The 24,484-nt window shown below is 69.1% G+C and carries 21 protein-coding genes and 4 pseudogenes; 16 read left to right on the top strand and 9 right to left on the bottom strand.

Annotation, left to right across the window (positions count from 1 at the left end; all coding sequences use genetic code 11):
* The first annotated feature begins 136 nt into the window (after positions 1–136).
* On the top strand, positions 137–1,420 hold the full coding sequence (locus ACWD4J_RS18375; protein WP_451396423.1) for a PP2C family protein-serine/threonine phosphatase: 1,284 nt from the start codon (positions 137–139) through the stop codon (positions 1,418–1,420).
* Between the two features lie 44 nt (positions 1,421–1,464).
* Here ACWD4J_RS18375 and ACWD4J_RS18370 read toward each other — a convergent pair whose 3' ends face one another.
* On the bottom strand, positions 1,465–1,845 hold the full coding sequence (locus ACWD4J_RS18370; protein ID WP_451396422.1) for a DUF488 domain-containing protein: 381 nt from the start codon (positions 1,843–1,845) through the stop codon (positions 1,465–1,467).
* 89 nt (positions 1,846–1,934) lie between these two features.
* Here ACWD4J_RS18370 and ACWD4J_RS18365 point away from each other — a divergent pair, with 89 nt between their 5' ends.
* The 4 genes from ACWD4J_RS18365 to ACWD4J_RS18350 all read left to right on the top strand — a co-directional run bounded on the left by ACWD4J_RS18365 (position 1,935) and on the right by ACWD4J_RS18350 (position 6,058).
* Entirely contained in the window at positions 1,935–2,717 is a 783-nt protein-coding gene (locus ACWD4J_RS18365; protein ID WP_451396421.1) for a uracil-DNA glycosylase, read from the top strand.
* Positions 2,718–3,156: 439 nt separating this feature from the next.
* A complete protein-coding gene (gene tal, locus ACWD4J_RS18360) occupies positions 3,157–4,278 on the top strand; it encodes a transaldolase (RefSeq protein ID WP_451396420.1) in 1,122 nt (373 codons plus the stop codon).
* A gap of 2 nt (positions 4,279–4,280) precedes the next feature.
* Positions 4,281–5,531 carry an NAD(P)/FAD-dependent oxidoreductase gene (locus ACWD4J_RS18355; RefSeq protein WP_451396419.1) on the top strand — a complete coding sequence of 417 codons (1,251 nt, stop codon included), beginning with the start codon at positions 4,281–4,283 and terminating at the stop codon, positions 5,529–5,531.
* Between the two features lie 50 nt (positions 5,532–5,581).
* Entirely contained in the window at positions 5,582–6,058 is a 477-nt protein-coding gene (locus tag ACWD4J_RS18350) for a universal stress protein (protein ID WP_451396418.1), read from the top strand.
* Positions 6,059–6,217: 159 nt separating this feature from the next.
* Here the strand turns inward: ACWD4J_RS18350 and ACWD4J_RS18345 are convergent, their stop codons facing one another.
* Together ACWD4J_RS18345 and ACWD4J_RS18340 are read right to left on the bottom strand one after the other, a co-directional pair.
* Entirely contained in the window at positions 6,218–8,581 is a 2,364-nt protein-coding gene (locus ACWD4J_RS18345; RefSeq protein ID WP_451396417.1) for a glycoside hydrolase family 65 protein, read from the bottom strand.
* A 207-nt stretch (positions 8,582–8,788) separates the two neighbouring features.
* Positions 8,789–9,325 (bottom strand): hypothetical protein, encoded by a 537-nt coding sequence (locus ACWD4J_RS18340; RefSeq protein WP_451396535.1) that lies wholly within the window; start codon positions 9,323–9,325, stop codon positions 8,789–8,791.
* Positions 9,326–9,798: 473 nt separating this feature from the next.
* Here ACWD4J_RS18340 and acnA point away from each other — a divergent pair.
* A pseudogene (acnA, locus tag ACWD4J_RS18335) lies at positions 9,799–11,717 on the top strand (aconitate hydratase AcnA); the annotation flags it as partial.
* Here the strand turns inward: acnA and ACWD4J_RS18330 are convergent.
* The 3 genes from ACWD4J_RS18330 to ACWD4J_RS18320 form a co-directional block, all read right to left on the bottom strand.
* A complete protein-coding gene (locus tag ACWD4J_RS18330) occupies positions 11,603–12,310 on the bottom strand; it encodes an HAD-IC family P-type ATPase (RefSeq protein WP_451396534.1) in 708 nt (235 codons plus the stop codon). The pseudogene acnA and the gene ACWD4J_RS18330 sit on opposite strands and share 115 nt — an antisense overlap.
* Positions 12,311–12,554: 244 nt before the next feature.
* A complete protein-coding gene (locus tag ACWD4J_RS18325) occupies positions 12,555–13,415 on the bottom strand; it encodes a universal stress protein (protein ID WP_451396416.1) in 861 nt (286 codons plus the stop codon).
* Between the two features lie 5 nt (positions 13,416–13,420).
* Entirely contained in the window at positions 13,421–13,747 is a 327-nt protein-coding gene (locus ACWD4J_RS18320) for a universal stress protein (RefSeq protein ID WP_451396415.1), read from the bottom strand.
* 402 nt (positions 13,748–14,149) lie between these two features.
* On the opposite strand from ACWD4J_RS18320, the pseudogene ACWD4J_RS18315 reads away from it, so the two are divergent.
* The 4 genes and pseudogenes from ACWD4J_RS18315 to ACWD4J_RS18300 all read left to right on the top strand — a co-directional run.
* A pseudogene (locus ACWD4J_RS18315) lies at positions 14,150–14,536 on the top strand (TraR/DksA family transcriptional regulator); the annotation flags it as partial.
* 117 nt (positions 14,537–14,653) lie between these two features.
* Positions 14,654–15,039 (top strand): annotated as a pseudogene (locus tag ACWD4J_RS18310) (TraR/DksA family transcriptional regulator).
* Between the two features lie 201 nt (positions 15,040–15,240).
* Positions 15,241–15,486, top strand: coding sequence for a VOC family protein (locus tag ACWD4J_RS18305; protein WP_451396414.1), 246 nt, complete (start codon positions 15,241–15,243; stop codon positions 15,484–15,486).
* A gap of 145 nt (positions 15,487–15,631) precedes the next feature.
* Positions 15,632–16,096, top strand: coding sequence for a Crp/Fnr family transcriptional regulator (locus tag ACWD4J_RS18300; RefSeq protein WP_451396413.1), 465 nt, complete (start codon positions 15,632–15,634; stop codon positions 16,094–16,096).
* Here ACWD4J_RS18300 and ACWD4J_RS18295 read toward each other — a convergent pair.
* Entirely contained in the window at positions 15,993–16,331 is a 339-nt protein-coding gene (locus ACWD4J_RS18295; RefSeq protein WP_451396412.1) for a hypothetical protein, read from the bottom strand. The genes ACWD4J_RS18300 and ACWD4J_RS18295 overlap by 104 nt on opposite strands.
* A 227-nt stretch (positions 16,332–16,558) precedes the next feature.
* Positions 16,559–17,440 (bottom strand): annotated as a pseudogene (locus tag ACWD4J_RS18290) (transporter substrate-binding domain-containing protein); the annotation flags it as partial.
* A 206-nt stretch (positions 17,441–17,646) separates the two neighbouring features.
* On the opposite strand from ACWD4J_RS18290, the gene ACWD4J_RS18285 reads away from it, so the two are divergent.
* From ACWD4J_RS18285 to ACWD4J_RS18275, 3 genes are all read left to right on the top strand, one after another.
* Positions 17,647–17,976: a LysR substrate-binding domain-containing protein gene (locus tag ACWD4J_RS18285; RefSeq protein ID WP_451396411.1), complete on the top strand. Its 330-nt coding sequence runs from the start codon at positions 17,647–17,649 to the stop codon at positions 17,974–17,976.
* Positions 17,977–18,208: 232 nt separating this feature from the next.
* On the top strand, positions 18,209–18,673 hold the full coding sequence (locus ACWD4J_RS18280; protein WP_451396410.1) for a RidA family protein: 465 nt from the start codon (positions 18,209–18,211) through the stop codon (positions 18,671–18,673).
* Positions 18,670–19,674 carry a threonine ammonia-lyase gene (locus tag ACWD4J_RS18275; RefSeq protein WP_451396409.1) on the top strand — a complete coding sequence of 335 codons (1,005 nt, stop codon included), beginning with the start codon at positions 18,670–18,672 and terminating at the stop codon, positions 19,672–19,674. Before ACWD4J_RS18280 ends, ACWD4J_RS18275 begins: the two co-directional genes overlap by 4 nt.
* A 385-nt stretch (positions 19,675–20,059) precedes the next feature.
* Here ACWD4J_RS18275 and ACWD4J_RS18270 read toward each other — a convergent pair whose 3' ends face one another.
* Entirely contained in the window at positions 20,060–20,704 is a 645-nt protein-coding gene (locus ACWD4J_RS18270) for an IS3 family transposase (RefSeq protein WP_451396408.1), read from the bottom strand.
* 556 nt (positions 20,705–21,260) lie between these two features.
* On the opposite strand from ACWD4J_RS18270, the gene ACWD4J_RS18265 reads away from it, so the two are divergent.
* The 3 genes from ACWD4J_RS18265 (at position 21,261) to ACWD4J_RS18255 (ending at position 24,315) form a co-directional block, all read left to right on the top strand.
* Complete coding sequence (locus tag ACWD4J_RS18265) at positions 21,261–22,442, top strand: DUF3500 domain-containing protein (RefSeq protein WP_451396407.1); 1,182 nt, start codon at positions 21,261–21,263, stop codon at positions 22,440–22,442.
* Positions 22,439–23,842 carry a HupE/UreJ family protein gene (locus ACWD4J_RS18260; protein WP_451396406.1) on the top strand — a complete coding sequence of 468 codons (1,404 nt, stop codon included), beginning with the start codon at positions 22,439–22,441 and terminating at the stop codon, positions 23,840–23,842. The genes ACWD4J_RS18265 and ACWD4J_RS18260 overlap by 4 nt, the downstream gene beginning before the upstream one ends.
* 257 nt (positions 23,843–24,099) lie before the next feature.
* On the top strand, positions 24,100–24,315 hold the full coding sequence (locus ACWD4J_RS18255) for a hypothetical protein (protein ID WP_451396405.1): 216 nt from the start codon (positions 24,100–24,102) through the stop codon (positions 24,313–24,315).
* The last annotated feature ends 169 nt before the right edge of the window (positions 24,316–24,484 follow it).

Raw genomic sequence — 24,484 nt, 5'->3', positions numbered from 1 at the left:
GGACGCTGCAAGGGACGGTGTGGCGGCTGCCGACCCTGTGCCTGGAGCCCTGCCCAACGAACGCCGACGCGCCGTCTGCGATCGCTGCGGGCACACTGGCCGGAGCGAACGGAGTCGGGAATTCAGGAGGCGGCCCGTGGAGGAGGCTATTCCCCTCAGGCTGCTGGCGGATGTCACGAACGCGCTCAAAGCGGGTCGGGGCTGGGAGGGCAGCCTGCAGAGGCTGGCGGAACTCCTGGTCGAACGGCTCGCGGACTGGTGTGTGATCGATCTGTTGGACGAAAAGGGCCGGGCTCGCCGGGCTGTGGTGACGGGGCGTGGGGCCGGCCGCCCGAACAGCCCCCGTCCGGGAGAATCGTCCCAGCTGCTTCCGTCATGGCCGCAGGGCTCTGCCGCGCCGCTGGCCCAGGCCCTGCGCCGAGGCACCGCAGTGCTGATCCCCGACGTGCCGTCACCTGAACAAGCAGCGGATCCTTTGGAACGCGCACAACTGGAGTTGTTGGCCCGGTTGGGCGCGACCACCGCGATCGCGTGTCCGCTGGAAGCCGGTGGGCGCCCATTCGGGGTGATCATCGTTGCGCGCACCGAAGCACATCGTCCCTTCACGGAAGCTCAGGTCCCGTTGATCGGAAGCCTCGCGCATCAAGGCGCGCTCGTGGTGGACAACGCGCGTCTGTACGGTCAGCAACGCGACATTGCAACGCACCTGCAGCGCTCTCTGCTGCCGGAAACTCTGCCTGACGTTCAGCCGTTTCGTCTCGTCGCCCGGTACTCCCCGGCGCGCACGTACGCGGAGGTGGGAGGCGACTGGTATGACGCCATTGCACTTCGGGACGGGACCTTGGCGTTCACCGTCGGTGACGTGGCCGGCCATGACGTGCGGGCCACTGCCCGGATGAGCCAGTTGCGACACATGCTCCGGGCCCTCGTCCTCGACCGTCCTGGCCCGCCGGACGAGGTGGTGCGCCGCCTGGACCAAGTGTTGGAGAGGCTGAACGAGCCCGACGTCACGGCCACGCTCGTCTTCGGTGTGGCGCGTCCGTCGGCTGCCGGCCCCTCCTCGCTGGCCTGGGCCAACGCCGGGCATCCGCCCCCGCTGCTCGTCCGCCCACATGGCCGGGCACGGTTCTTGGTCGGCGGGCAAGGCCTTCCGCTCGGAGTGGACGCCGACGTGCCTCGGGAGGCGGCGGCCACGGCGCCGCTCACCAAAGGCAGTCTCTTCCTGCTCTATACCGACGGTCTCATAGAGCGGCGCGGTGAGGATCTGTCCATTGGTCTCGAGCGGCTCCGCGGCGAAGCTGGGAACCTGCGCGGTCTTTCGCCAGGCCACTTCCTGGACGAGCTGGTGGAGCGGGTCGCCCCCACACATGGCGATGACATTGCGCTGTTGGCGTTGTGGAATGAGTCCGCGTCCCGGTGACCGCACCGCCCGAGCACGCTGGATGGCGAGTAGTCAGTGCGCGGTCACGCAGTCGCGTGGCTCCCGCCGGAGAGCCGGTCGGCGAGGACAGCGGCCTGGCTGTGGTCGACGTCGCGGGTGGCGGTGAGCAGGGTTACCCGGCCGCGACGGGCCAGATCGGCTAGTTCGCGCAGGGCTTGCTGGTGGTCGGGATCGCGCAGTTCGGCGAGGTAGCGGCGGCGGAACTCCTCGTAGCGCTCGGGATCGTGGGCGTACCAGCGGCGCAGTTCGGTCGACGGAGCGACGTCGCGCATCCATGCGTCAAGGTGGGCGTCCTCTTTGCGCATCCCACGCGGCCAGACGCGGTCCACCAGAACCCTGACGCCGTCCTCGGGCGAGCTTTCCTCGTAGATGCGGTGATACCTGATGTCCTTGGCCTTGGTCATGATGTCCTCCAGGGCACATCGGTGCCGCCGCCCGCATGGTTGGCGATCGGTGGCCTCACGGATACGGCTACCGTGAAAGCGGGTGGACCATGCCTGACGCCGAGGCTTTCCCGCTCCGCGCGGCTGCCCGAGCTCGCACATTGGCGGGACCGGACGGGCAACTGGTGCGCTGCCGAGCCTGCCCGCGCCTGGTGGCGTGGCGGGAGGAGGCCGCCCGGGTCAAGCGTCCGGCGTTTCGGGACTGGGAATATTGGGGGCGGCCGGTACCCGGCTTCGGTCCCGCAGACGCCGCCATGGTGATCACGGGGCTGGCACCCGCGGCACACGGCGCCAACCGGACGGGCCGGATGTTCACCGGCGACCGGGCCGGCGACCTGCTGTACGCGACGCTGCACGGGCTCGGGCTCGCATCCCAGGCGGCTTCGACTCGGCGGGACGACGGGCTAGAGCTGAACGGGGTCAGGGTCACAGCGCCTGTGCACTGCGCGCCGCCGGGCAACCGGCCTACGCCGGGTGAGCGGGACACCTGCCGCCCGTGGCTGGTTCAGGAACTGCGGCTGTTGCGGCCGACGGTGCGTTCCGTCGTCGTCCTGGGCGCCTTCGGCTGGCAGGCCGCGATGCCGGCCCTGGAGGCAGCGGGATGGAGTGTGCCCCGGCCCCGCCCGGCGTTCGGCCACGGGGTACGGGCAACGCTGACGGCCGTGGACGGGTCGGGCGACGTGGTGACGGTGTTCGGCTGCTATCACGTCAGCCAGCACAACGTCTTCACCGGCCGGCTCACCCCGGCCATGCTGCGCGCGGTGCTCGCCGAGGCCGCGCATGCGGCAGGCCTGCCCCTGGACGGAAGCGCGTCAGGTCCCGGACAGCGGTGAACCGGCCTCGACCACCGTGTGCCCAGCGCACCAGCGGTTGCCGCAGTTGGCTCGTGCACCGTCGTCGCCGGACATCGTCCTCGAAGTCGGTCAACAGCGGGACGTCGTGAGGGGCCGGTGGCCGATGGAATGCGGCGGTCTCGCGCCCGGGCATGTCGTTCAGCACCATCATTCGTCCCCAGTGCCTCCCGGTTCCGGATGGGCCCGAAACCGGGAGGCAGTCGGCTACGTGCCAGTGTGGATAGCGACCAGGTACTCGTGGTAGCCCAGCGGCTCGACCTGGAGCTTCGCTGATGTCGGCGGTCACGTGTGCGGATTGCGGGCCGCTGGCCTTCCAGAGACGATGGAGCGACAGGCAAGCTCTGGTGCGGGCCGCGGACGAGCAGCAAGAAGCCTTGAGCTCCTCACTCCGCCTGGCGCGCGGGAGGAGCGGCGTGTCATGAATCCCTTGAACACACTGAGCGATGCCGGAGTGTCGATCTGGCTGGACGATCTCAGCCGGGAGCGGCTGGTATCCAAGAGCCTGGCGGACCTGGTCGCGCGGGACCGGGTCGTGGGGGTGACCACCAATCCGACGATCTTCGCCAAGGCCATCACAAGCGGCGACGCGTACGACGCACAGATCCGTGACCTGACGGCCCGCGGAGTCGGAGTCGGTGAGGCGCTGCGGGCGCTGACCACAACCGACGTCCGGTGGGCGTGCGACGTACTGCGCCCGGTCTACGACGCCACGGACGGCGTCGATGGGCGGGTCTCCATCGAGGTCGACCCCCGGGTCGCGCACGACACCGCGGCGACGATCGCGGAGGCGCGGGCGCTGTGGTGGCTTGTCGACCGGCCCAACCTGTTCGTGAAGATCCCCGCAGCCCGGCAGGGCCTGCCGGCGATCGCCGCGTGCCTGGCCGAGGGAATCAGCATCAATGTCACGTTGATCTTCTCCCTCGCCCGCTACGACGAGGTCATGGCCGCCTTCCTCGACGGGATGGAACGCGCCCGCGATACGGGCCGGGAGCTGTCCGGGATCGGCTCGGTGGCTTCGTTCTTCGTCTCCCGTGTCGACGCCGAGGCAGACGCACGCCTGGACAAGACCGGCACCGCTCAAGCGGCCGAGCTGCGCGGCCGGGTGGCGATCGCCAACGCGCGGCTGGCCTACCAGCACTACGAGCGGGTGTTCTCCTCACCCCGCTGGCAGGCCCTTAGGAAGGCGGGGGCCCACCCGCAGCGTCCGCTGTGGGCTTCGACCTCGGTCAAGGATCCCGTCTACCCCGACACCCGCTACGTGACCGAGCTGGTCGCACCCGGCGTGGTCAACACCATGCCCGAGGCCACCTTGCGCGCGGTCGCCGACCACGGCCAAGTACCGGCCGACTCGGTCCGCGCCCACTACGACGACGCTCAGCAGGTTCTCGATGGGTTGCCGGCAGTTGGCGTGGACTACGACGACCTCGTGCAGACGCTTGAGGACGAAGGCGTGTCGAAGTTCGACGCCAGCTGGGAGCAGCTCTCCGAGCAGCTCGCCGAAACGTTGCGGAGCCGGCCCGCAGTCCGGGAAGGGAACTGACGATGTCCGCAAACGACGGGTGTGTGATCGTCGGGGCCAGCCTGGCCGGGGCCAAGGCCGCGCAGACCCTGCGCGAGGAGGGCTTCGACGGCCCGCTGGTTCTGATCGGGGAGGAAAGCGAACGGCCCTACGAGCGGCCGCCGCTGTCGAAGGGCTACCTGATCGGCAAGGACGCGCGGGAGCAAATCTACGTCCATCCGCCCCAGTGGTACGTCGAGCACGACGTGGACCTGCGGCTCGGCATGGCGGTCACCGCCGTCGACCCGGCCGCGCGCGAGGTGACGCTCGCGGACGGCAGCCGGGTCGGCTACGGCAAGCTGCTGCTGACCACCGGATCCTCGCCGCGCCGCCTGCCTGTCCCGGGTGCGGAGCTGGAGCGAGTGCTGTACCTGCGGCGGGTCGAGGACAGCGACAGGATCAAGGAGGCGTTCCGGTCCGCGTCACGGGCGGTGGTCATCGGCGCCGGCTGGATCGGCCTGGAAACCACTGCTGCCGCCCGCACCGCCAGTGTGGAGGTCACCGTGCTGGAGAGGGCCGAGCTGCCGCTGCTGCGGGTCCTTGGCCGCGAGGTGGCTCAGGTTTTCGCGGACCTGCACACCGACCACGGTGTGGACCTGCGGTTCGGGGCGCAGGTCGCCGAGATCACCGGCAGCGGTCGTGCGGCGGACGGGGTGCGGCTGTCCGACGACACCCGCATCGACGCCGATGTGGTCATCGTCGGGGTAGGCATCATGCCGAACACCGTGCTGGCGCAGGAGGCGGGCCTGGAGGTCGACAACGGCATCCGCGTCGACGAACGGCTGCGTACCTCCTACCCGGACATCTACGCCGCCGGTGACGTTGCCAACGCCTTCCACCCTTTGCTGGGCAAGCACATCCGCGTGGAGCACTGGGCCAACGCGCTGCACCAGCCGCAGACCGCGGCCAAGGCGGTGCTCGGCCAGCAAGACGCGATGTATGATAGAATTCCGCATTTTTTCACCGATCAGTACGACCTGGGAATGGAGTACGCCGGCTACGTCGAGCCTGGCGGCTACGACCAGGTCGTCTTCCGCGGTGACGTGGCCGGACGCGAGTTCATCGCCTTCTGGCTCGCCGACAGCCGGGTGCTCGCAGGCATGAACGTCAACACGTGGGACGTCAACGACCAGATCCAGGCACTCGTCCGCGCTGCGCAGCCAGTCGACATACACATGCTCACCGACCCACAGGTACCCCTCGAGTCTCTCCTCCCCAACGCCCAGCACCGATGAGCGGATCACTGCCCGACCGTCCGACGCGAGCCGCCTTGGAGGGATTCCCGATGACCGACGCTCCCGCGCACGTCCCGGCTGGTCCGATCGTGGTCGGCACGGACGGCTCCCCGCACGCCAGGCAGGCCGTGCTCTTCGCCCTGCGCGAGGCACAACTGCGCGGAACCGGGTTGCGGGCGGTCTGCGCCTTCGAATACACCCCTGCTGCTTACACGTGGATGGCCGTGCCGGAGGCCCCGTATGAACAGCTCCACGATGTGGCGCGGCAGGCGGTGACCGACACGGTCCACGAACTACGGGAGCAGCTCGGCGGGCCCCGCGTGGAGGTGGAGATCATCACCGAGGCGGGACGCCCGGCGCAGGTTCTGCTGGACGCGAGCAAGGATGCCTGTCTGTTGGTGGTCGGTACTCGCGGTTCGGGCGTCTGGGGTCGCCTCGCCCTCGGGTCGACCAGCACCGAGGTCGTGCACCATGCTCACCTGCCCGTCGTCGTCGTGCCGCCCGACTCCCGCGGCGCTCCCGCCTGACGCGTTAAGGAAGCGACTACGGCCCCGGTCCGCCGCCTGTCTGCGGCGGATGCGTGTGCGACGAACGCCGTGGAGATCTCGGTGTCCGGGAGGAGCGCAGGTGGCTCCCCGCTCCGGGCGTTGCGGATGCTCTGGTCGTGATGCTGCCCGGATGTGGACTCAGTCGTTGTGATCCGCCCATCTGCGGCGGGCCGGACCACGGTTGGGAGGCTGCTGTGGCTCCGGCAGGTCGGGGACAGCGGGTAGCGGCCCGCTGCGGGGGACGTCCCTGGTCACCTTCAACGGGCTGCCATGGTGGTGGATCTCGAGCTCACTGCCCGTCAGCAAGGTGTACATGGCCTGTTGGTGGGAGATGTCCACACGCACGCAACGCTGGCGGAAGTGTATGGCGAAAGCCAGCCGACTGATCTGCTCGGGCAGCCGCGGGGCGAAGGACAGGGTGTCCCCATGGTGTCTCATCCCGCCGAAGCCCACTACCAGCGCGGTCCAGGTCCCGGCCAGCGAGGCGATATGCAGGCCATCGCGAGTGTTGCGCTCTAGGTTGGCCAGGTCCATGGTCGCGGCCTCGCCGAGGTAGTCGTATGCCAGGCGCAGCTGGCCGACCTCGGCGGCCATCACAGCCTGACTGCCAGCGGACAGCGAGGAGTCCCGGACTGTGAGCGGTTCGTAGTAGGCGAAGTTGCGGGCCTTCTCTGCCTCGGTGAACGCGTCTCCGCGCAAATGCATGGCCAGGACCAGGTCAGCCTGCTTGATCACCTGCTTGCGGTACAGGTCGAAATAGGGAAAATGCAGCAGCAGCGGGTAGCGGTCCGCCGGGGTGCCGGCGAAGTCCCACACCTGGTGGGAGGTGAAGCCCGCGGACTGCTCGTGCACGCCGAGCTCCTTGTTGAACGGCAGCGCGATCCGCCGGGCGGCATCGCGCCAGGCGGTGGTTTCCTCGTCGTCCACGCCGAGCGAGGCGGCCAGATCGGCGTGGCGTTCGGCCGCGTCGGCGGCCGCGCGCAGATTCTGCTGGGCCATCACATTGGTGTAGACGTTGTCGTCGGCGATCGCGCTGTACTCGTCAGGCCCGGTGACGCCGTCTAGGTGGAACACTCCACGCTGGTCGTGGTGGCCGAGCGAGAGCCATAGCCGGGCGGTGTGCACCAGCAGTTCCAGCCCCGCCTCCCGCTCGAAGACCAGGTCGCCGGTGGCCGCGGTGTAGCGCACCACCGCGTCCGCGATGTCCGCGTTGATATGGAACGCCGCCGTACCGGCGGGCCAGTAGGCGGAGCACTCGTCGCCGTCGATGGTCCGCCAGGGAAACGCGGCCCCCGCCAGACCGAGTTGGCGGGCCCGTCCCAGCGCGGCGGGCAGCGTGGTGTGCCGCCAGCGTAGTGCTGGCCCCACCGCGTGCGGCGCGGTATAGGTGAGCATCGGCAGCACATACGTCTCGGTGTCCCAGAAGCAGTGGCCGTTGTAGCCCGGGCCGGTCAGGCCCTTGGCGGGGATGGCCCGCTGCTCGGCGCGAGCCGCTGCCTGAAGCACGTGAAACAGCGCGAACCGGACGGCCTGCTGGATCTCGGTGTCGCCCTCGAGCTCGACATCCGCCCGGGCCCAGAAGGCGTCCAGGTACCCGCGCTGTTCGCCGAGCAGGCCCTCCCAGCCGGTGCTGGCCGCCCCGGCCAGCGCGGCGTCGACCTGGTCGCGGACGGCGGGCAGCGACCTGGAACCCGACCAGCCGTAGGCGACGGTCTTCTCGACCCGCAGTCGCTGGCCCGGGCGCAGCAGCGAGGTTACCGTCAGTCGGCTGAGATCCTGGCCGCTTTCCGCGGAGGCGGCGGTGCCCTGTGGGCCCGTGATCAGATGGTCGGCCGCCGCCGCCACGCGCAGGCCGCTGCGGGCCGTGCGGTGCACTAGCCGCAGCCTGTTGTCCTGCGCGGAGTCCTCCTCGGGCTGCAGGACCGAGCCCAAGGAGGCCGAGACCCGAGGATCGCCCTCCTGCTTCGGAAGCTGTTCGTTGGCGACCAGCTCGGACTGGAGCACGATCCGCACCTCCTCGTCCACCGCCTCGACCTCGTAGGCGATCGCGGCGGTCGCCCGCTGGGTGAGCGAGACCAGCCGGGTCGAGCGGATGCGCACCGTGCGTCCTGACGGGGTCGTCCACTCGACCGTGCGGTGCAGTAGCCCGGCGCGGAAGTCCAGCACCCGCTCGTGGCTGTGCAGTCGGCCGTAGCGCAGGTCGAACGGCTCGTCGTCCACCAGCAGCCGTATCACCTTGCCGTTGGTCACGTTGATGATCGCCTGTCCGGACTCCGGGTATCCGTAGCCGGCCTCTGCGTACGGCAGTTGACGGAACTCGAACACGCCGTTGAGGTAGGTCCCCGGTAGCCCGTGCGGCTCGCCTTCGTCCAGGTTGCCGCGCCAGCCGATATGGCCGTTGGCCAGTGCGAACACCGACTCGCTCTGCTCCAGCACGTCCAAGTCGAGCTCGCTCTCACGCAGGCACCACGGTTCGACGGTGTACGCAGGATGGGTGATCATGTCGGGCCTCCGGCACTCGGTGACGGTCGCGGACGATCGGGCCGTGGCCCTGACTGCCGCTGGTCTGTTCCGGGTCGCTCTCGTGCTGCGGGGCGGTCCGGCGGCCGGGCTCGGCGAGCTGAGTGGTTGGCGGGTCGGCGTCGGCCGACTCCCGTGTTCACTTCCGGGTGGGTGCGACGGCGGGTCCGCTCGACTGCGGTGGGGCGTTCACCGTGGTTGAGTGATGCCGAGCACGGAGAGCGCCTCGCGGACCATCTGGTGCGTGAAGCCCCACTCGTTGTCGTACCAGCTCATGATCTTGACCAGGGTGCCGTCCACGACCCGGGTCATCGCCGCGTCGACGATCGAGGCCCGGGAGTCGCCGATGATGTCGCTGGAGACGATCGGCTCGTCCGACACGCCGAGGATGTCGCGGTAGCGGTCGGTGGTGGCCTCCGCGCGGAAGAGGTCGTTCACTTCCTCGGGGGACGTCGGGCGGGCGGTGACGAGCACGATGTCGGTGATCGATCCGACGGGGATCGGGATCCGGACGGCCACGCCGTCGAAGCGGCCGGTCAGCTCCGGGAGTGCCTTGGTGGTCGCGAGCGCGGCGCCGGTGGAGGCGGGAAGCATGTCGGCGGCCCCGGCCCGGCCGCGCCGGAAGTCCTTGCTGGGCCCGTCGATGAGTTGCTGGGTGGAGGTGTAGGCGTGGACCGTGGTCATCACGGCCCGTTCCACGCCGATTCTGCGGTCCATCACCTCCACCACCGGGGTGATGCAGTTGGTCGTGCAGCTCGCGCAGGAGATGACCTGCGATCTTCGCCATCCGGAATCTCCGTCCCATCGGTTCCGGGCATACGGACGAGGTCCCCGATCCCTCCTATCACCCCATGCTCCGCGCGCAGGCGGGATGCGCCAAGCCGAGGCCGCCAGGCACCCCCTGCCCCGGGCTCCCGGATTCGCACCATTTGCGGGCCGGGTACGTGCGGTCGAGACTGACCATGGTTGGTTCTGCCCGTCTGGGCGCAGCCCTGCAGGGCTGCGCCGGACCTGTCGACACGGCGGAGCGGGCCCCAGGTGAAGGGGGTGCCTGAGGTGACGGCGAGAGCGGTCGGCGAGCCGACCGGTACGCGAGCCTCAGGGCGGGTGGCCGATCTGGGCGCGGACCTTGCGCCGGGACGCGTGGTGGGCCCCGGCCCGCGTCGACCTCCGCCGATCCGTACTGAGGAGGCACGCACATGTCCCTGGACAGCTTTGCCGCCCGCGGCGAGCTCGACGCCGACGGCACCTCCTACTTGCTCCACCGGCTCGACGCCCTGCCCGGCTCGCAACGGCTGCCGTACAGCCTGAAGGTGCTGCTGGAGAACCTGCTGCGCAATGAGGACGGCCGCACCGTCACCGCCGACCAGATCGCGGCGCTGTCCGGGTGGGACCCGGCGGCGGAACCGACGACCGAGATTCAGTTCACCCCCGCGCGGGTGCTGATGCAGGATTTCACTGGGGTGCCGTGCGTCGTGGACTTGGTGGCGATGCGCGAGGCGATGGCTGTGCTCGGCGGCGATCCGGCGCTGATCGACGCGCGGCGGCCCGTGGAGCTGGTGATCGACCACTCGGTGATCGCCGACCACTTTGGTTCCTCAGCGGCGTTCCGCCGCAACGTGGAACTCGAGTACCGGCGCAATCGGGAGCGCTATCAGTTCCTGCGCTGGGGGCAGAGCACCCTGCGGAACCTGCGCGTCGTCCCGCCTGGAACCGGAATCTGCCACCAGGTCAACCTGGAGCACCTGGCCCGGGTGGTGTTCGCCGAGGACTGCACAGCCTTCCCCGACACTTTGGTCGGGACCGACTCCCATACCCCTATGGTCAACGGGCTCGGCGTGCTCGGCTGGGGGGTGGGAGGCATCGAGGCGGAGGCAGCGATGCTCGGCCGTCCGGTGAGCATGCTCATCCCCAAGGTTGTCGGCGTGCGGCTCACCGGCGCGCTGCCCGAAGGGAGCACCGCCACCGATCTGGTGCTGACCATCGCCGAGCGGCTGCGCCAGCACGGCGTCGTGGGCGCCTTCGTGGAGTTCTACGGACCTGGCGTGGCCGAGGTGCCACTGGCCAATAGGGCCACCATCGGCAACATGAGCCCGGAGTACGGCGCCACCTGCGCGATCTTCCCGATCGACGCCGAGACCCTTTCGTACCTGCGGCTCACCGGCCGGGACCCCGGCCAGGTAGCGCTGGTAGAGGCGTACGCAAAAGAGCAGGGACTGTGGCACGATCCCAGCCACACCCCTGACTACTCGCAGACCATCGAAGTGGACCTATCGGCCATCGTCCCGTCGATCGCCGGGCCCAAACGGCCGCAGGATCGCATCGTCCTGGCGGACGCGTCGCGGGTCCTCCGCGCTGTCCTGGACGGCGAGGTGACCTGCGACGCGGCCCCTGTCGGGCTGGACCAGAGCGGCGTGGAGTCCTTCCCGGCGTCCGACCCGGTGGCCGTCACCGGCAGCCACCCCGGCGACCAGCCCGGGTGCCTCGATGCGACCGGACCGGACCGGACCGGACCGGACCGGACCGGACCGGACCGGGCAAGGCACGGCCGCCTGAGCGCGTCCCGGTGACGCTGGAGGACGGCAGCAGCTTCGAGATCGGGCACGGCGCCGTGGTGATCGCGGCGATCACCTCGTGCACCAACACCTCCAACCCGCAGGTGATGGTCGCCGCCGCGCTGCTGGCCAAGAAGGCCGTGGAGCGCGGCCTGCGGTCCAAGCCCTGGGTGAAGACCAGCCTCGCGCCGGGGTCGAGGATCGTGATGGACTACTTCGAACGCGCGGGTTTGATCCCGTACTTGGACACGCTCGGCTTCGACCTGGTCGGCTACGGCTGCACCACCTGCATCGGCAACTCCGGGCCGCTGATCAGTGAAGTCTCCCGGGCCGCCGCCGAGGCCGACCTCGTGGTGGCGTCCGTGCTCTCCGGCAACCGCAACTTCGAAGGCCGGATCCACCCCGAGACGAAACTGAACTATCTGGCCTCACCGCCGCTGGTGGTCGCCTACGCGCTGGCCGGATCAATGGCCGTCGACCTCACCAGCGACCCGCTGGGCACCGGCAACGACGGCCAGCCCGTCCATCTGCGCGACATCTGGCCCACACAGGACGAAATCCACCCGCGACGGTGGCCTGTCCCGGTTCCGCCTCCGGGCCTGGGGCCCACGTCAGCACCGCGAGGGTGCCTGCCGCCATCACCGCGCTGGTCAGCAGGATCCGTGCAAGCCGCGGTCTGGCGAGGATGGGTTCGCCGGTCGGGCGTGGGGGCCAGGCTCGTCGCATCCCGACTGACGGGGTCGACTCCGAGAGACATCGCCGGCGGGCCGTCCATCACCAGGTTGACGAACAGGATCTGCAGCGCCGTGAACGGTGCCCCGCCTGCCAGACCGGTCAGCGAGCTGACCAGGAACGTGGCCACGAAGCCCAATGCCGTCGAGACCTGGAAGCGGACGAACTTCACGATGTTGTCGTAGATGCCCCGGCCCTCGCGGACGGCGGCCACGATGGTGGCGAAGTTGTCGTCGGTCAGGACCATCGTCGAGGCTTCCTTGGTCACTTCCGTCCCGGTGACGCCCATCGCCACCCCGATGTCGGCCCGGCGCAGCGCGGGGGCGTCGTTGACTCCGTCGCCGGTCATGGCGACCACGTCTCCGCGGGCCTGCAGCGCCCGGACTATCCGGATCTTGTGCTCCGGCGATACCCGGGCGACCACCCCCACCGCGTCGAGCCGGCCGGGCAGGGCATCATCGGACGGACGAACTCCCACTCAGCATCAGACAGTTCATGGCGACGTATCACCCGACCATGATCCACTACTCAAGATCATTTGAAGACACGGCCTAGGCGGGCCTAGGCGGGCGGAAGGCGACGACGATCTCGTGCGGTGCATAGAGGGTGTCCCTCCCCGTGCCTGCATCCGGTCGATGACATGGCCGAGGACCCAGCCCCCGCTACACTCACGCCCGCTCGGTTATGACGGCGACCGGGCAGGCGGAGCGGTGGAGTACCGCGTAGGCGATGCGGCCGAGCTGGAGTCCCACGTACCTGGGGTTGCGCCAGGCTCCAACGACCAACAGGTCGGCCTCGTGCGAGGCATCCACGAGCACCCTGCGGGCGGGCCCCTCTACAGTGCGCCGATGCACCTCCACGTCCGCGGGAGTGTCACGCAGTGCCGCTTCTAGCGCCTCTGCGGCCCGCTGCTCGTGCAGGCGGGCGGGTTCACCGGCGAGCAGAGGATGGTCGTCGGTCTCGTGCGCGGGGCGCTTCCAGGCCCGTACGGCCTCCAGCGGCACTCTGCGCAGCTCCGCCTCCTGGAAGGCGAATCGGACCGCCGCCAAATCCGTCGGCCTCTCTCCGACACCCACCACGAGGCCGCGCATCCTGGAGTCGCCCTGGTTGCCGCGGAGCACGATTACCGGGCAGTCCGCGTGAGCGGCCACGGTCAGGCTGACGGTGCCGAGCAGGAGGTCGGCGATGCCGCTGCGGCCACGGCTGCCCAGGACCAGCGCGGAGGCGTTCCGTCCTTCCTGCACCAGCGCGTACTCCGGTTGCTCCGGCAGCAGGTCAGTGGAGATCTTCACGTCGGCCTGGCGGCGGTGGGCGCGCCGTGCGGCTGTCTCGACGATGTCCTCGGCCAGCACCTGCACGTCCGGTTTGCCGAAGTCCTTGGCGAGGGCGGCACCCTCGTACCGCTCCCACAGCGACGCGTACACCAGACGCAGCGGCACCCCACGCAGGGCGGCCTCGTCGGCCGCCCAGTCCGCGGCCTGCAGGCTGGGCTCGGAGCCGTCGACGCCGACGACCAGCGGGAGTTCCATTGTCCTCACCCGCCCGCACCGAGGTCGAAGACGATCTGGGCCTTGATCTGGGCGCGCAGGACCTCATCGCTGACGGCACTGAGCGGACCTCTCTCGACACCGGTGTGACACCGCCGAAGCCCTTCGGCGGTCTCGCGGTGAACCCACTCGGTGCAGTCCTGCTGCGTCTCGGCACCCAGCAGCGGATCCTGCGCCGTCGGGCTGGGCACGGGCTCCCAGACATGGACCACCTTCAGCGGCAGGCCACACAGCTTCGCCTCCCAGGCCGCCCATTCGGCGGCAGCCCGGCTCTCGGGCGGGCCATCGAGGCCCACAGTCACGGGGCGTGGCATGATCTCCACCTCCTGAATCGGGGCATCCCTTTCCAGTGTCGTATTCACGGGGAGCGGGTTGCAGGGGCCGCAAGTCCCAGGCCGCGGCCGCCCGGCCCATGGGGCCGGGCGGCGCGTCGGACCGCCCAACGCTCCCGCATCCCTATTGGTCGGTCAGCGCAGCCAGCCGTCGTGCCGGACGTGCTGCGCATCCTCGGATTGCACCCGTCCCCCACTACTGTCTGCCACGTGGGCCGGGTCCCACGCCGGGCGCCCCAACCGTGGCTGTCTTCTCCCTAACCAGCCTGCCCGCAGCGAGGGGTCCGGGTCGATGGGGTGCGGCAGCCATCTGGAACCTGCAGCCCGGCCTGTCACCCCTGGCGCCTACATGTTCGGGCCTGCCGTAATTGGGTGCTGCAGCCGATGGCCCCCCATGACGGGGCCGAGCAGGGTGGGAGCCATGAACCACACATCTCACCCGACGCCCCGGCCACAGGCAGCCGTGGCCCGCAGCCCACCACGACAGCCATCATTCCCATGCTGCTCGATACCGCCCGACCCGAAGCCCGCCCCGAACGTCTCACGGCGCATGAGGGCCGCCAGCGTCTCGCGCATGAGCGCAACGCGCGGCTCCTCCAGCTCACAGCGATCGAAGAGGCCGGACCGTGGGCGGCCGATGACTTCACGGCCGCGCAGCAGGGCTCCCTGCGGCGCGTGCTGAAAGAGGTCAATGCCGCCTTCGAGCGTATCGACGACGGCACGTACGGAACCTGCCAGGACTGTGCCCAGCCCATCCCGGTTGACCGGCTGGAAATCCTTCCCTACGCGCGCTGCTGCATCGCATGCCGAGCGCCGCACCGCCTGAAACAAGACGGCCGGGTTGCAAGTGGACCGCATTCGTGTTCCGCGCTGAGGAGGCATGAAGAATTGATCGGTCAGGTCATCGGCGTCGACAACACGGGCCTGAGCCCCGAGAACCTTGCCGCGTTGCGCGAGAGCCTGCACGAGCAGCGCCTCTTCCGTCAGGAGCAGCTGCAGCAGATCGGAGGGGCCTCGCGACGCGGGCAGACCAGGTGCGCGGCCAACAGGGCCCTTCGCAGGTCGAGGGCCACATCAAGCTCGCCGTCTCCGCACTCGCCGCCTCCGCCCGCATGGTCCTCGCCGAAGTGGCAGCGGCATTGCAGCGCATCGACCAGGGCCAGTACGGCAGGTGCCAGCTGTGCACACGGCCCATGGCTCTGGACTGGCTGCGCGTCGTGCCGCAAGCCCGCTATTGCTCCCGCTGTCAGCAGGTCGGAGAGGCAGGACGGTGACCAACATGGATACCCGCCCCGTCGCCATGCGCCGCTCCAGGGCTAACGCACCCCAGGGAAGGCGCCCAGCGGCCAGTGCCGCTCGGGCTTTGCCTTGGGGCTCCAGCGGGCAGGACGCGGGCCGGGTAGCGTGGAAGCCGGACCAGGAAACGGGCAGGAAGGCTTCATACCGCAGCTGAACGCCGAAGGTCCGTATGACGTATGGCAGCGGGACTGGACACGCGCGAGCCACAGCTGGCCTCGGCCGTGGTCTTCGTCCACGGCCTCGACGAATCGGCGGACTTCTACCAGGAGCTGCTGAACATGGAGGTCACGGTCCGCACCGCCACTGCAGTGCTGCTCGTGGGCCACCACGGCTTCCAGGTGTACCTGCGCGCTGTGGCTCGAAGGCCGCTCACCCGGCCGGGGAGGGCCACGTCGGCGCACGCACAACCGCAGCGTCGGTAGTTGAACGCAATGGGTACCGCGATGGAGCCGACGCAGACCAGGGAAACCGTCCCGGCATTTTCGCAAGGGCCCCTGGTCGGGGTTCGGTCGCGCTCCTCACGGGGGAATACGTGCAGACAGTGACTCTGAGGACGGGAGGACGGTCATGACCACCACGACAAATCTGCTGGGCATGCTTGCGTCCGCAGACCGCGACCGGCTGTTGGAGTTCGCGACCGAGGTGTCCTTCCCCGCAAGCGCCCGCATCTTCGAGGAGGGCAGCACGGCCGACCGGTTCTGGATCATCCACACCGGAACGGTCACCCTCGACGTGCACGTTGCCGGCCGCATCCGACCGGCCACCGTCGACTCCATCGGTCACGGCGAACTGCTCGGCTGGTCGTGGTTGATCCCGCCGCACACCTGGCAGCTCGGCGCCGAGGCACAGAGTCCGGTGCGTGCATTGGAATTCGACGCGGCTGCGGTGCGCACCTTGTGCGAGGAGGACCCGAGGCTGGGACAGGCGCTCACCCGCGGCGTCGCCGAGGTGGTCGGGCGTCGGCTCCAGTCCACCCGGACGCGTCTGCTGGATCTGTATGGGCCGGGCACTGCGGGCCGATGGCCCGCTTGACCTGCACGCAGAGCCCTGGCCAGGGACTGGCCGCCGCTCGCGTTCGCCGCCATGCTCGCCGCTCCTGTGATCCGAGCAGGAAGTGATGGCCAGCCACAGGGGGCCGGGGCGAGAGCATGCCGCCGCCTTCGTCGTGGTCGGTGACGGCGCGGCTGCGGCCCACGACGAGCACGCTCCAGACCTGGCTGAAGGCGTCGTCGATGTCGTCGACCTCGAAGGCGACGCTCGATGCCATCGCCGCGGCCGGGATGGTGCCCTCGGCCGTGCGGAGGGCGATCCCGGTCTCGTCGACCAGTAGTTGACCGGCACGACGGACGGCCCTTCGGAAGTGAAGACGGCGACTCTGCCCACGCCGTGTGTCGACAGCAGCTCGCGACATTCGTCGCGTCGAGTTAGAGCAGCTCGGGTTCCCGGGGCGTTGCTCCGGCCTGGCGGCTGGTCGGCCGTGCCTCCGGTGAGGATGACGACCAGCTGGCTGATGAGGGACGGCAGCATCACCCGGAATGCCTGCGGCAGCAGGATCAGGCGCAAGGTTTGGCCGTGGGTGAGGCCGATGGCGAGCGCTGCTTCGCGCTGGCCGCGGGGCAGTGACTCGACGCCGGCGCGTACGAGTTCGGCGATGATCACGGAGTTGTACGCGGTCAGGCCGATGGTGTCCTTCCACGCCTTCTGGTACGCGCCGGACTTGGCCGCCTCTGCCAGGGTCTTGTTGATGAACTCGCAGAACGCGGTGTCGCCCTTGGGGATGCCGACGCCGTAGGGCTCTTTGGTGAACTTGGGGCCGATCACCTTGAAGGCACCGTTCGAGTCGCCGGCCAGGCCCATGAGTACGACATCGTCCGTGGTGACGGCGTCCACCTGGCCGGTGCGCAGGGCGTCGGCGCATTTGCTGTAGGTGTCGAACAGCACCAGGCGGTCGCTGCTGGAGAGGTACTGCTTGATGTTCTCGTAGGGAGTGGAGCCGGTGACGCTGCACACCTTGGCCTTGGTCTTGGCGAGGGTGTCGGGGCCGGTGATGGTCTTGTTGTCCTTCTTCACCATGAGGCGCTGGCCGGCTTCGTAGTAGGGGCCGGCGAAGGAGATCCGCTTCTTGCGCGCGGTGTTGATGGTGTAGGTCGCCGCGACGAGGTCGACCTCCTTCCTGCCGATGATCTCCTCGCGGACGGCGGAGGGGGCCTCGGTGCAGTCGATGTGGTCGGGGCTGATGCCGAGTTTCGCCGCGATGATCTTGACGATCTTGACGTCGAAGCCCTGTGGCTTGTCCGACAGGCCGGTCATGCCGAAGCCCGGCTGGTCGAACTTGACGCCCGCCTTCAGGGTGCCCGCCTTGGCGATCCTCGCCATGGTGGTGCCGGCGGGGAACGTGGGCGCGGCGGCGACCTTCGTCTGCGCGCTGCTGCCGTCGCCACCGCACGCGGTCAGCGCCAGGGTCAGCGCGGCGGCGCCGGTGAGGGCGGGGATGGTGCGGCGGAGGTTCATGGATGTCCTCGGGGTATCGATGGGAGCGTGTCGCGGTGGTGCGGGTGCCGGGTAAAGGGGGGGGCGGCTCAGTGACTGAGGCCCGGCGCCAGTTCGACGAGGCGGCCATGCAGGCGGGATTCACCCCGCGCGTCGCCTTCGAGTCGGCGAACTACGACGTCGCCCAGTCCCTGGTGGGCACCGGGGTCGGGGTGACGATGCTCTCCAGGCTCACGGTCGCGCCCACCGCCGGCGCCGTGCACTGGGAGCTGGTCGAGCCGCGGCTGAAACGCGAGATCTACGCCGTCACCCCGGCCGACACCGGCCTGGTGCCCCTGGCCGACGTCCTGGTCGGGCTGCTGAGGGAGGTCGCCGACGACCTCCGCGAGACGTGGGGGGCCGAGCCGCTTGGTGTCTCCTGAGGCGCCGTGCTGACCTGGGCCAATGCCGGGCCGGCCGTCGTAAGACGTTTTCGGTATGAGTGAGAGTCCGAATCAGACTTTGCCTCTACGGGGGGCGTCTGGTGCAGTGAGCAGGCGACTGGCGTCTGCCAGGAGCCGTACGCGATCACGACGGGGAGGAGGGCGCGGCGAGACTGCCGACCGCCTTCCCGTCTGCGGAGCCCCAGCCCTGATCACCGAAGGGACACGCGACTTGTCCGACATCCACACCCGACTGCGGGAACGGGGGCTCCGCATCCCGGAACCCCTGAAGCCCGGCGGCAATTATGTTCCCTTCGTCCGATCCGGCCGGCAGCTACTCGTGGCCGGACAGATCTGTCGAACCGACGAAGTCGTCCAGTACGAAGGAGTCGTCGGCGTCGACCTCACCGTGGCACAGGCCCGGCAGGCCGCCGCACTGTGCGCGCTCAACACGCTGGCCGTCGCCGGCCTCGCCTGCGACGGCGACTTCGACCGCCTCCGGGCACTGAAGCTGACCGGCTACATACGATGCGGCACCGACTTCGCCGACCAGGCGCTCGTCATGGACGGAGCTTCCGACCTGCTCGTCCTGGCACTGGGCGAACGGGGCCGCCATGTCCGCGCCGCGGTCGGCGTAGCGGCCCTGCCGCGCCGCGCTCCGGTCGAGATCGAGACTCTCTTCGAGGTAGCCCCATGAATACGACGGCCCTGACCAACGACGCCGTGCCCGGCTTCAGCGTCGATGCCATCCATGAGGCCGCGAAGCGCCTGACCGGCCACGTGGTGCGCACGCCCCTTTTGAACTCCCCGATGCTGGATGACCTGGTCGGCGCCCGCGTCCTGGTCAAGGCCGAATGCCTGCAGCTGACCGGCTCGTTCAAGGTGCGCGGAGCGCTCAACGCCGTGCTCACCCTGGATGAGGACGCGCGCCGCGCCGGGATCGTGACCTACTCGGCCGGCAACCACGGCCAGGGCGTGGCCGCCGCGGCGCGTCTCGTCGGTTGCCCCGCGGTCATCGTCATGCCGCGCGACGCGCCCCGTATCAAGGTCGACAACTGCCGTTGGTGGGGCGCCGAGACGGTCTTCTACGACCCGGAGACGGAGGACCGGGAAGAGGTTGCCCGGAAGATCCGTCAGGAACGCGCGATGACGCTGATCCCGCCCTTCGACGATGCCCGGGTCATGGCGGGTCAGGGCACCGTCGGCCTCGAGATCGCCGAGCAGGCGCGCGAGCTGGGCCTGACCCCGGACGCGGTCCTGGTGAACTGCAGTGGCGGTGGCCTGTCCTCCGGTGTGATCACCGCGCTCAACCACGCGTTCCCGGGCCTGTCGAACCACATCGTCGAGCCGGAAGGCTTCGACAAGATGGCCAGGTCCCTCGCTACCGGCCGCGCGTGCTCCAATCCGCGGCCGCCGGGTGGGGTGATGGACGCGATCTCCGGCCCGGCGGCCGGCACGCGCCCCCTGGCCGTCCTCGGCGGCTACGACGTGAGCGGCCTGACCGTCACCGACGAGGAGGCGCTGGCCGCTGTGGGTGTGGCCCACCGCATCCTGAAGATCGTGGTCGAGCCGGGCGCCGCCGCGTCCCTGGCGGCACTGCTGTTCGGGAAGGTGGATGTGCGGGGGAAGGTCGTGGCGCTCGTGGCGTCGGGCGGCAACGTCGATCCTGCGGTCTACCGCCGGGCCCTGTCCGACTGAACCACCTCAGGGCGCTGTCCATATCGTTGGGCGGTCACAATCAGCCTTTGAGCCTATGGGCAGCGTCTGCTGGACTCGATGTCATGGCAGTGATGAAGGAACGCCTCGACTCTCGGCCGCCAAGGCGTCGACGGACCCGGCCACCGGCCAGAAGGCGTCGATCTCGAGAACGGCGCGGGTGAGCGGACCGGCCGCCATGGGGGTCCGTGCTGTCCCCGCCCGGCGAGTACGGGTTGTCGCCGAGCACCCACCAGCCGTCGTGAAGGCGTAGTGCGTTGCTGCGCCGAGCGGGGTGAGCGAGAGGCGGCCGCCGTCGGCTGCCACCATCCCTCTCCACGTGAGTGACAGTACGTCGTCCTGAACCGCCCCGGGTTTGATCGAGACTCTAGGTTGTGATTGTGACCTGGGGTTTCGCGGTTGCTCGGTAGTAGTTGGTCTCGTATTCGGCGGGCGGGGTGTGCCCGATCTCACCGTGCAGTCGGCGGTGGCAGTACCAGTCGATCCACTCAGCGGTGGCCAGCTCGACCTCGGAGGGTGTCTTCCAGGGCCGACGGGGCTTGATCAACTCAGTTTTGAACAGGCCGATCGTCGACTCCACCAGGGCATTGTCGTAGGCGTCGCCGACCGATCCGATCGACGCGGCGATGCCTGCCCGGTCGAGGTGCTCTGCGAGCGCGAACGATGTGTACTGCGACCCGGCATGGGAGTGATGTATCAACTCACCCTTCTGATAAGGGTGTTGATCTCGGATCCGCTGCCACAAGGCCATCTCGAGGGCGTCCAGAACGAGCGGGGTCTCCTTCGAAGTGGCTGCTGACCAGCCGACGATGCGGCGGGAGAAGGTGCCCACGACGAAGGCGACGTAGACGACGCCGGCGAACGTGGTGACGTGGGTGAAGTCGGCGACCCAGCAGCGGTTCGCCATCGCACAGCGGCTCCCACCAGGGCGGATGAGGTTATCGGCAAGGGCGACGTCGACGGCGTCCTCGTGGCCGGCATGTGCCGCGACCGTGGAGCCGCAGAAGTGCATGGCTCCTGTGAATCCGCCGACGGGGCATGGCCATTCGGGATACGAGCCGTCACCCGGCCAGACCGACGCTGGGTGAGGACGGCGGGTGCGTGGTGATCATGGTCGTGCCGCGACTCCGCGTACGTGTACTCCGCTCGCCCGACCTGCTGCCCGCAATAGCAGGAAACTCTATTGACGCGATAAGAGCAGCCTGTCAAACCCATAAGTGAATTCCGTGAATTTGCGCCCATGCTGCGGTGCGGCTCAAGAAAATTCTGTTCACCTGACGACGCATTGAGATTTCGGTAAGAGTGTCGATAATCTTGTCAACAATCGTGCGAGTGCCCGACTGGCTGTCTGCCGTGCGTTTCAATCGTGCGAAATGTCCGATGTCTACATGGATGTGACGTTCTCGAAGCTAGCTGACGTGTGCTTCCCGTGTGGCCGGGACGTCATTCCAGTATTGAAGGAGTGGTTCGTGAGCAAAGAAAGAACCCGTCGAGTACGCATACGACGGACTTGGCGGGGCGTGGCCGGCGCCATCACGGCAATTGTGTTGGTCGGCGGCGGCTTTGCTGTGGCAAATGCGTCGACGGATACGCAGACATCCAAATCGGCGGCAGGTGTCAAGCGCCCGGTCGACAAGCACGCCACCGGCGTCGGGGCCGTGGTCAGCGCGGCCAACGCCTTCCTGAACACGCTGGACGCCGACCAGCAGGCGGAGGTGCTGCTGGACTTCTCCCAGGCGAACGCGACGGCGTGGTCGAACCTGCCGTGCGGCTCGTCTTGTCGGCCCGGCATTCAGCTCGGTTCCCTGACCGACACTCAACTGGCCGCCGCCATGAAGGTGTTGAAGCTGGCCACGGGCACCGGCAAGGGCACCGGGTACGACCAGATCACGCAGATCATCAAGGCCGACGACGTGCTCAACTCGGCACAGAGCACCAGCTCCGCGGGGCCGGCGCCCTCGGGCGGCGCGTCGAGCACGGCCTCGGCGGACCCGTCCGCCACGGCGGACCCCAGCTCCTCGGCCACCGACGCCCCGACCGACGTCCCGACGGGCACCCCGCCGTCCGGCGGCACCGGAGGCGGCGGAATGGGCGGCTACGGCAGTGGCGTCTACTTCCTGGCGTTCCTGGGCACCCCCTCGACCGACGGCACCTGGCAGCTGCACTTCGGCGGCCACCACATCGCCGTGAACGAGACCTACAAGAAGGGCAAGGTGGCAGGCGCCAGCCCGTTCTTCATCGGTGTCGAGCCCACCACCTGGACCGACGACGACGGCACCACGTACTCGCCCCTGGCGGCCCAGCGCAACGGCCTGCTCGCCCTGACCGGCAGTCTGAGCACGGACCAGCTGGCCACCGCCAAGCTGTCCGAGTCGTTCAGCGACGTGCTCCTCGGCCCGGGTAAGGACGGCCAGTTCCCGGAGACCAAGGAAGGCATCAAGGTCAGCTCGCTGTCGCCGAAGCAGAAGCAGCTGGTCCTGAAGGCCATCCACCCCTGGATCGCCAACGTGGACGACGCCACCGCGAAGAAGCTCATGAAGACGTATGAGCGTGAGCTGAACCAGACATACGTCGGCTACTCCGGCGGCACCGGCCTGGACACCCAGGGCGATTACGTGCGCATCGACGGCCCCGGCGTGTGGATCGAGTTCGTCTGCCAGAACGGCGTCGTGTACCGGGACCAGATCCATTACCACACCGTGTACCGCGACCACACCCGCGACTACGGCAGCGAGTTCACCTTCTCATGACCCGACCGCGAACTTGGCTGACCACAGCACTTCGTCTGGTGGCCGGGATCGCGATCGCGGTACCGGCGGCGCTCCTGCTCGGAGCGTCGCCGGCCGCCGCGCACCCGATGCCGCACTCAGTGGTCCAGCTCGACGTGTACAAGGCCTCCGTCACCGCGCGGCTGGAACTGCCGGTCGGCGACTTCGCCACGGCCAGCGGGATCGACCTGACCAACATCGAACCGTCGGCCCTGCCCACCAAGGCCACGGCCGTCCGCACCTACCTCGGCCGGCACATCCGCCCGACCACCCTCAAGGGCGAGGCGTGGCAGGTCAGTATCGGCGCGCTGAGCCTCAGCCGCACCCAGCAGACCTCCACCGGCCCGTACCGGGAGCTGGTCGCCAAGGCCGTGCTCACCCCGCCATCCGGCGCTGACGTACGGCACTTCACCCTGAACTACGACGTGATCGTCCATCAGGTCGTCACCCACGTGGCGCTGGTGTCGGTACGACAGGACTGGGCCGCCGGCCGGGTCAGCGGCGAGGATGCCACCCAGGTCGGCACCATCCGTCTCGACATCCGGCACATGACCGTCCCGCCGCTGACCGTCGACCTCGGCAAGGGGAGTGCCTGGCGCGGTTTCGTCGCCATGGTCGAACTCGGCGGCAACCACATCCTCACCGGCACCGATCATCTGCTGTTCCTGCTCATCCTGCTGCTGCCCGCACCTCTGCGGGCAACCGGGGGACGCTGGCGCGGCCTGGTCGGCGCCCGCGCCGCGCTCGGTCGCATCGGCCGCATCACGCTCGCCTTCACCGCCGGCCACTCCGTCGCGCTGGCCGCCACCGCCCTCGGTCGCCTGGAGATCCCCGGCTGGCCGGTCGAGGCGTTCATCGCCGTCAGCATCCTCGTCGGCGCCAAACACGCGATCCGCCCCCTGTTCCCGGGCCGGGAAGCGGTCGTGGCCGGCGTCTTCGGCCTCGGCCACGGCATGGCGTTCTCCTTCGTGCTCGCCGAGATGCATCTGTCCACCGGACAGCTCGTGTTCAGCCTCCTCGGCTTCAACCTGGGCATCGAACTGGTCCAGCTCCTCCTGGTCTGCCTGGCCCTGCCCTCGCTGCTGGTCCTCGCGCGCGTGCGGATACAGCCCGCGCTAAGGCTGTCCGGCGCGCTGCTCACCGGCACGGCGGCCGTCGGCTGGCTGGTCGACCGGCTCGGCGCGCCCAACCCGGTCGCCCGGGCGGCTGACAGCGCCGGATCCCACACCACGCCGATGCTGGCCACCCTCGCGCTGGCCGCGGTCGCCGCCGTCGGCTGGACACTGGCGACCCGCCGGCGAGCATGGTCCGAACAGGGCGGCGGTGTCCGCCTCCGGCCACGGTCGCGACCGGAGGCGGAGACGGAGGCGGCGCCCGGATAGGTGCTCTCACACAGCCCGGTCGAGCGCGCCGGTCGTGCGCTGGACGACTCGAGATCTGGTGGCGGACGGCCTCTGGCACGGAGCCAGGCGTTCGCTGTCAGGTCGAATGGGACTCGCTCTCCCGCGATCAGTGCCCGGATGATGCGGCGCCGGTCGTTTACGGCCTGCGCGATCGCCCGCTGGCGCTCGGCCAGGTACTCCTCGATGATCGCCGTGACGTTCTTGTCGTAGAAACGTGCGACGACACTGGTGAGGGTGTGGAGCAACCCGGGGCGGACCGGTGTCGGCGCGTGGTGTGCCGCGCGGTCGAGCAGGGACTCCAGGACGATGTCCTGGACGCGGCGCCGGCCAGCTATGAACTGCTGGTAGGGCAGGCCGCGCCGCGCCATCTCGTCGGCCGCGGGGATCTGTCCGGCCTCCAACTTGAAAACCTCGCTCAGGCCGGTGAGATGACGGAGCAAGGACAGCGTTGACATCTCGATCGTCGTGCGGGCCTCGGCTTCGAGCACTGTGGCCACTTCGGGCCCCGTCATGATCACCGTCGCATGCGCATCGGCCATGGCGTCATTGTATGAATCGTATGAGCGCTGGATCAAAGCTTGGACGGCCGATCCGATGACCGCAGCGCGAGGCCGAAAGAAG

Source organism: Streptomyces sp. NPDC002577 (genome assembly GCF_053594815.1).
Note: the sequence above shows the minus strand (reverse complement) of the source record. Positions and strands in the feature narration are given on the sequence as shown.